The organism is Streptomyces sp. NPDC004667 (assembly GCF_040609475.1).
Lineage (GTDB): Bacteria > Actinomycetota > Actinomycetes > Streptomycetales > Streptomycetaceae > Streptomyces.
On record NZ_JBEXKC010000166.1, the window covers coordinates 1 to 7446 of the forward strand.

General features: G+C 71.1%; 7 protein-coding genes and 1 pseudogene. 2 read left to right on the plus strand and 6 right to left on the minus strand.

Annotation, left to right across the window (positions count from 1 at the left end; genetic code table 11):
* Positions 1–486 precede the first annotated feature (486 nt).
* Both ABZW32_RS38220 and ABZW32_RS38225 read left to right on the plus strand, forming a co-directional pair.
* A complete protein-coding gene (locus ABZW32_RS38220; protein WP_356225299.1) occupies positions 487–1047 on the plus strand; it encodes a hypothetical protein in 561 nt (186 codons plus the stop codon).
* 619 nt (positions 1048–1666) lie between these two features.
* Positions 1667–1876: a hypothetical protein gene (locus ABZW32_RS38225; protein ID WP_356225301.1), complete on the plus strand. Its 210-nt coding sequence runs from the start codon at positions 1667–1669 to the stop codon at positions 1874–1876.
* Between the two features lie 201 nt (positions 1877–2077).
* On the opposite strand, the gene ABZW32_RS38230 is transcribed toward ABZW32_RS38225, so the two are convergent.
* The 6 genes and pseudogenes from ABZW32_RS38230 to ABZW32_RS38255 all read right to left on the minus strand — a co-directional run.
* The gene (locus ABZW32_RS38230; RefSeq protein WP_356225303.1) at positions 2078–2587 is read right to left on the minus strand and encodes a hypothetical protein; all 510 of its coding nucleotides are present in this window, start codon (positions 2585–2587) and stop codon (positions 2078–2080) included.
* Between the two features lie 240 nt (positions 2588–2827).
* Positions 2828–3571, minus strand: coding sequence for a haloacid dehalogenase-like hydrolase (locus tag ABZW32_RS38235; RefSeq protein ID WP_356225305.1), 744 nt, complete (start codon positions 3569–3571; stop codon positions 2828–2830).
* Positions 3568–4173 carry an isopentenyl-diphosphate Delta-isomerase gene (gene idi, locus ABZW32_RS38240; protein ID WP_356225307.1) on the minus strand — a complete coding sequence of 202 codons (606 nt, stop codon included), beginning with the start codon at positions 4171–4173 and terminating at the stop codon, positions 3568–3570. The genes ABZW32_RS38235 and idi overlap by 4 nt, the downstream gene beginning before the upstream one ends.
* Before the next feature lie 10 nt (positions 4174–4183).
* Positions 4184–5281 (minus strand): polyprenyl synthetase family protein, encoded by a 1098-nt coding sequence (locus ABZW32_RS38245; RefSeq protein WP_356225309.1) that lies wholly within the window; start codon positions 5279–5281, stop codon positions 4184–4186.
* Positions 5282–5967: 686 nt separating this feature from the next.
* Complete coding sequence (locus ABZW32_RS38250; RefSeq protein WP_356225311.1) at positions 5968–6234, minus strand: hypothetical protein; 267 nt, start codon at positions 6232–6234, stop codon at positions 5968–5970.
* Positions 6235–7125: 891 nt separating this feature from the next.
* A pseudogene (locus tag ABZW32_RS38255) lies at positions 7126–7446 on the minus strand (methyltransferase type 11); the annotation flags it as partial.

Here is a 7446-nt window from a genome sequence, read left to right on the forward strand (position 1 = left end):
CGCCGACACCCCCTACGTCGGCGACACTTTCAACGACCGCGCCTCCTCCCTCAAGGTCGAACGCCTCTGACCGCGGCCGACCTGCCGACGGCAGCGGCACGACCGCCCCGACCCGGCGCAGCTCGCCGCGGTCGTCGAGCTGGGCCCGGCAGCCGGGCCGTGGCCCCCGCCACCACATCCACGGCCGGATGGCCGGCACAACAGCCACCACCTGGTCCTGACGTGGCGAAGCCCCGGCCACCGCGCTGCGCCGGGAAAGGCGGAGGCACACGGCCCGGACCGTACGACCGCCTGCCCGGCCGGATCGGCCACGCCCACGCCGTCGGCGAGCAGGACTGCCAGGCCGGGCGTCCGCGCTGGTCCTCCCGCTTGCCGCTGCGGGAAGCGGTTGCACTCAGGTGGCGGTCGCGGAGCAGGTCACCTCATTCGAGTGAGGGCCCCGCTGCGCCGCCGGTCTCAGGCGCATACGAACGACATCATGCCCGCATGATCACCTCTCGTCTTCGCCCCGTCCGGCGTATGCGCGCGGCCTGGGCCACCGGCCTGGCCGCCATCGGCGTACTCACCCTCACCACCGTTCCCTCCCATGCCGCCGATCCGACGGGCACGCCCGCCTCGGTTCGGACCGTTGCCGAGCCGCACTGCGGCGGCGAGTGGACCGACTACCGTGACAGCAACCAGGACCGGCGGATGAAGAGCTGGCTCTGCTTCTACGACAGCGGCGACGGCGGTGTCTACCCGACCCTGTGGACCGAGTGCGGCTGGTGGAAGATCATCGGCTGGGCCGCGCCGCCGAACGGCTGCCGGATCTGGGAGCCCAGCTCCTACGAGATCACCTTCCCCGACGGCACGAAGACCAAGGACGCCGTCTTCCCCGGGGCCTCCGGAAGCGACAAGGCGGCCACCAACGGTGCGTCCTACCCCTGCCAGAGCGGCCCCTGGAAGCTCTGGTCCTACTACGGAGTCCAGATGAAGGACGTCCTCGGGAACTGGGGCAGCAGCGTGGCTGCCACCCACGAGGTCACCATCGACGTCACCTGTCCCTGATCCGGCGCGAGCACCCCGGCGGACACCCCCGTCCGGGGGCCGCACCCGTGGGGTTGCGGTGGAACGGGAGCCGGCCACCGTCGTGGAGGCCGGCGGGCCGTCAGGAACTGAGGTACCGGACGGGGTGGTCAGTACGCGCGGCATGGCGCCGAGCAGGCGGCCCTCGAGCTCACCGGGCGGGCCCTGCTCCCAGGCACCGTTGTCCCCCGGCCCGGCCTTCAACCGGACGCCCAGGCCCTGCTCTCCCTCCGGGCCACGGGCGACGTCGGCCATGCGGGCCGCGAGCAGCGGCTAGGAGGGCGGTCTCCCGCTCGGAGCCGATGTAGTCCTTGGTGATGTTCACCAGCCGGCTGTTGGCGCCGCGGTGTTGCCGAGCTGTTCCAGGGCGGCGGGCCGGTCGGACAGGCCAGGTCCTCGGGGGCGCCCAGCCTCGGGGGCAGCGGCGGCTGGCATCCGCGCTCACCGCCACCAGCTCCGCGGCCGGATGAGGCGTTGCGGGGTGTTCCGTTGCGCAGGGCCGTGACCGATGCCGCGCCTTCGCAGTTGATCAACCTTGCAGGACACCGAGACCCGCCCGCGGTCTCCCACCGCTCCCTACGACGACTTACGAGGCCTCCCCATGAGCACCTGGACCAAGACGATCGCCCGCGCCGCCACCACGGCGGCCTGCGCCGCGCTGCTCACCGCAGCGCTCGCCACCCCCGGCAACGCAGCCGCGATGCCCGCCGACAACGAGTACCAGATGTTCTTCAACAACCTCGGTGACGGCGTCTTCGATTCCACCCAGGCCATCGGTCTGCAGCCCAACCACGCCGTCGTCCTGACCTGATCCGTCGCTTGAGCCACACGGCCTGCGCCACCACCCGTCTACGGGACCAACCACCGAATCCCCCGCGCGCAGGTTCATCACGACCGGGCAGGGCTCCATCGGGTGTCTCGGCCGGGTGTACCGAGCCGCTGCCCGGGACCGCATCGGCCTCCCGGCCGGAGTCGGTGCAGTCCCTGGCGACGGGGCCACCGGTCGGCGGCGCTACCTCTTGCCGGTGACCTTCAGCGGCCAGGTGACCCGTCCCAGGGTCTGCGTCCCGGTGACGTTGGTCTTCGTTCCGTGCTTCCTGAAGCAGTCGCGCCTGTCGTCCTTCGGCACGGCAAGGCACGGCTCGTGGGTGGCGACGACCTGCACCAGCCTGCTCACCCACCGCCCGCCGCTCTGCTTCACGTCGCCGATCTCCCACTCCTCACAGTGCTCGTCCTTCACCTTCTTGGCGTCACAGGTGTAGTCGGACTCGGTGGAGCCGTGCGTGGTCACCCCGCACGGGGTGAACGTCTCCTCGAACTTCCCATCGGCGTCCGGGAACACCGTGACCGGCGCACCCCGCAGCACGCCCATAGCCTGATCCGTACCCACGCTCAGCCGGACCTCCTGGGAGTGGAGGGTGCTGCCGTCCTTCGCCTTCGACACCACGTCCGGGACGAAGCCCCGACCCCGAACCGTCAGCGTGAAACACGACTTGTCGTCCTCCACCTCCACCGCACCCACAGGCGCCACCCGCTCCAGCACCGGACCCGCCGGAGCAGCCCCGTCGCGCACCTGGGCGGACGACTCACGCGAGCGCTTGCAGGGGCAGGACGGCCTGGCACGACGGCCGGGGTGCTGGGAACGGCGACGCCCCAGACCGCGGCAGCCGCAGGGGGTCGGCTGCTTGGGCGGGTGTGCTCTGCCACCGCTCAGGCGCGCGCCGCGACGATGAAGGGATCTCTCCTGCACGCTGCCAGGACATCAGGCGCTGGGTGGCTTCAGCCGGCGGGGGGCGCCGCTGTCGCCGTGTATACGTTCTGTGCACAGGTCCAGGAGGTCGGTCCGGTCGGCGATGGGCCAGCCCCTGGCGGCCGCGGTCGAGCACAGGCCGTCCCGCGGTTCGAAGGCGATGGCCGTCCCGACCATCTCGAAGATCTGCGCGTCCGAGGGGGAGTTGCCGATCGCCAGTGATCCGCGCAGGTCGAGCTCCCAGCCCGCGGTGAGAGCGAGCAGCGCTGCCCGCTTGCCGTCCGCGAGCGCGGGTGCGTAACGCAGTGCGCCGGTCGGCCTGCCGTTTCGGGTCGCGCGCTGTGTGCCCAGGGCGGTGTCGATGCCCAGGTCGGTGGCGGCGAGCTGGATGATCTCGTGCGGGCTGCCCGAGATCAGCACGGTCCGGAATCCCTTCTCGTGCAGCAGGGTGATCAGCGGGGCGGTGAAGGGGAAGACCGTGCGGCTGGCCTCGTTCCAGACGTGGCGGGCGAGCAGGAGAGCGGCGTCGCAGGGCACGCCGGCCATCGCCTGGGCGTAGAGCCTGTACACGGTCTTGACCGCGTTCTCCAGGTCCATCTCGCCGTCGGCATATCTGCGGATGGTGGCCAGTGCCCGGGCGATGGCCTGCGCATCGCCGACACCGGTCACGGCCGCCCGCCGCAGCAGGTCCGCTCCCAGGGTGCCGGGCAGCAGGGTCCCGTCCATGTCCAGCACCGCGATCCTTACCCCGCTCACCTTCGCGTCGTGCCGTTCAAGGCGGCGGGCAGGGCTCGGGCGGCGACGGGAGGCCACTGCCAGGGGTCGGGGCCGAGGCCGCAGAGCAGCTCGACGGTGCGGCGGCTCCACGGGGAGATGTCCTGGGTGCCGTCGAGGACGTCGGCGGCGAACCGCTCCCAGGAGACCCATCGGGTTTCGGCGACTTCCTCCGGGTTGGGGGTGGGGGCGGTGGCCAGTGCGGCTCGGAGTACCGGGCCGATCTCGTTCTCGACGACCCCGTTGTCCATCACCGCCCGGTAGCGGACCGTCGGCACGACGATGTCCATGTGGCGTGCGGTGGTGCCGAGTTCGTGGTGCAGGCGCCGGTCCACGGAGTCGAACAGCGCCTCGCCGGGCAGCGGGTGGCCGCAGCAGCTATTGGTCCAGGCACCGGGCCATGTCGTCTTCGTCAAGGCCCGCCGGGTCAGGAGGAACCGGCCCGCCTCGTCGAAGACGTAGCAGGTGAAGGCCAGGTGCAGAGGGGTGTCCTGGTGGTGGCTGGCCATCTTTGGTGCCGTGCCTGTCGCCTCGCCGGCCTCGTTGACCAGGATGATGAGTTCGTCCTCGGTGACGGTTCCCACGGGGGCTCCTTCAACGCAGGTCATCGGCAGGGTCGACCGCGTGCTCGGTGGGATGTCCAGGCCACGCCGAAGACGTGAAGGGCGACGCCACCGCCGAGACGACGGTCCGAAGATCCCCGCTGTCCTCAGCGGCCGGCCGCAACCGCGTGAGCGCCACATCCACCTCCTCAGCCCGCCGGCGCAGCTGTGTCTGGGCCCAGTCACGCCCTCCCGCCTCCTCGATCAGCCGCACCGCAAGCGCTGTTTCCTCGGAGGTGAAGGCTTCAGGACGCAGGTAGAGGTCGCGCAGCCGCGCACCCGCATCGGTGCCGGACGTCAGCGCAGCGACAACGGGACCGGACCGCTTGCGGCCCGACAGGTCGGTGCGGCCGGCCTTGCCGGACGCCTCTGCCTCATGGCTCCAGATACCGATCATGTCGTTGCGGATCTGGTAGCAGACGCCGAGGTTGACGCCGACCGTGCGATACAGCGCCAGGCGCTCCTCCGGCTCGCCGATCGCCGACGCTCCCATCACACAGGCCGTGCCCAGGGCCTCGCCCGTCCTCATCCGGGCTCCGTCCAGGTAGTCGTCGAGCGTCACGTCCCGCCGTTCTTCGGCGGCCGTGTCCATGAACTGTCCCTCGTTCATCAGCCGTACCGCACGGTTGTACTCCGCCAGCAACGGCGAGCCGGCGAGCTCGGCGACCGCAGTGCAGTACAGGACACACCCGGCGTACAGGGCGGGCCCGGAACCGAACTGCGTCCAAGCCGCCGGACGCCCGCGCCGCCCGGTGTCCCGGTCGGTGACATCGTCGTGCAGCAACACCGCATCCAACATCATCGACAGCGCCACGGCACCCCGCTTGGCGCCCTCCGGACCCTCCTCCAGTCGGCCGGCACCGGACTGCGCACACAGCAAAGCCATCACCGAGGGGAGGAAACGACCGTTGGGCCGTGTGGGCCGTCCCTCCAGGTCCCACCATCCCGCGTGATAGCCGATCAGCCGCCGTACCTCGGACGGAACGTCCTCCACAGCCGCCTGATATCGGGGAACCACCACTTCGCGGGCACCCGCGATCAACTCCTGCGCCGAACGCATTCCGGCAGCAGCCCCATGCACCATCGTCATGGACCGACACTTCCCCAAGGTCACCCCGACTACTCGGGAACCGAACCCCGAACCCCGAACCCCGAACCAAGCACCGAGCACCGAGCACCGAGCACCGTCAGCACGCCGCTGTACGCCGCCCGGTGGCCCGGCAGTCATCGGCCCCGGCCCGAGATCCGGGCGGGCGCCGGGGCCGGATCGGAAATGGCTGAGGCAGGCTCCGGCGCGACGCCGGACGGGCCGCGGACACGGCGTACGGGCTGGGGGTAGGGCGGGCGGTGCGGACCCCGGCCGTGGCCACGGGTCGGCCGCCTCTCCGGCCGCCGGTGCGGCAGCGCCCTGCTGGGCCACGAGGCGGCGACTGCCCGGTCGAAGCCGATGCCCTGACCGTGCGCGGTGGTGTGGAACCCCGCGACGTGAGCGCTGCGGGGTCCAGGAGGGCCGACCGGGTGGTGTTCGCCGGGCCGGGGACACGCGGACTGCGTCGCATGCCAGGCCCGCCGGCACCGTCGCATTGACGAGCTCGGCCGTACCGGCCGGTGCCAGCATCGCGGATCCGGGCGTCGCTGGCATCGACCGGGGCGTAGACGCCCTTGGCGGCCTGCGGGAAGAATGGAGTCGGGTCTCCTACGGCTCTGTGCTGCAGCACCGGCTGTCCGTCAAGGGCGGTCGGGCCCGGCCGCCCATCGGGGCAGCAGAGGGGCTCGTCACCTGCCGCCCTCCAGGTACCAGACGCCTGACGTCATGATGTTGGCCATGTTCCTCGTCCGGACCGCGGGGCCCGCTTTGTAGACGGCGATGGGGTTCCCGTCACCGTCCACCACGACAAGCTCCGCGGGGACAGCGCTTCCGCCTGTCGCCCGCAGGACCGTCACACCGTTGAGCTCCGTCAGGGCCAGCGTCGCCGCGTCGGCGTCGTGAGCCGGTGCGGGGGCGCTGTCACCGCGTTCGGCACCGGGATTTCGAGCGGCCATACCGCGGCCTCCATGAACGTTGCGGCGGCCGGTCCGCCACATGATCCGGATCCTAGATCTCCGCGTCGCACGCACGCCTGCGCAACGCCCGGGAGCTCCGTCGGTCGTGGTCGGCTGTGCGCTGGGAGCCCGGCGAGCCCGGGGTCCGGGCCCGGATCTACGCCGACGTCCTGCGCCCGGGGCGGGACGGCCCGAAGCCACAGTACCTGGACAACCCTCCTCGTTGCGGACTTGCCCAGGGCAGCGTCGCCTACACCGGCGTGTGGACAGTCATCTCTTCGCCTCAGCTCACTGACTACATCGGCGGCCGAGACATCGACCACCTGGTGTTCCGGGCCATCTCGGCCATCGCCGGCCCCACTCTGTTCTGGGCCTTCATCGGCCTCGGCACCGGGCTGAGCAAGACGGGCTGGGCGGCCGGACTCCGCAAACACCGGCATCCTCGCGACCCTCACCTTCGGGTACTCCTCGCCTCCTCCGACGGCCACGGCTTCGACTACTGGCTGTTCCTCGCCATGATCGTCGCCGCCACCCTCGGCGCCTTCTGCGTGACTCCCTACGCTCTCGTCCGCGGCGCCGTCGGGCGCCGTGGACCCTCCGAGCCGGGGCCAAGGACGCCCTACGGCCCCGGCCTACGACGGCCCCTCGGCCGCCACACCCCACCTACCGGCGAACTCCTCCAGGGCACGGCACTGCTGTTCCCCGCAGGCGATCGAGGACGTCGCGGTCGATGTACGGGTCGACGGCGGCGAGGACCAAACGCTGGAGTTCATCCGGCTCCAGCGCCTCCGCCTCCCACTGGACCGGATATTCGACGTCGAAGCTCTGGTTTCGCTTCCCGCCGGTGGGGCGGTCGCGGCCACGGACCGGCGTTCCGTTGTTCCGGTGCGCTCAGCGAGCGGTCAGCGAGTAGGCCGGCAATGGCGTGTTACCGCACTCCTTCGCCAGGGACCGAAGCGCATCCGCCTGGCTCATTACCAGGTCCCGTACCGTTTTCGGCAGCTCGGCCATCCGATCGACGTTGTCGAGCAGTGTCGCGCAGGCTTCCACCTCCCAGTCGCCGTCCTGTAGGGCGGTTGTGTCCGCGGCCTGTATCGGGGCGGGGTGCCAGCCTGTGGCCGGGAGGATCCGGAGAAGGCTTTCCTGCGAGAACGGCGTGCGCACGTTGCCTTCGCCCCGAGACCCGCTCGCCTCTATCTGGCCCTGGATCAG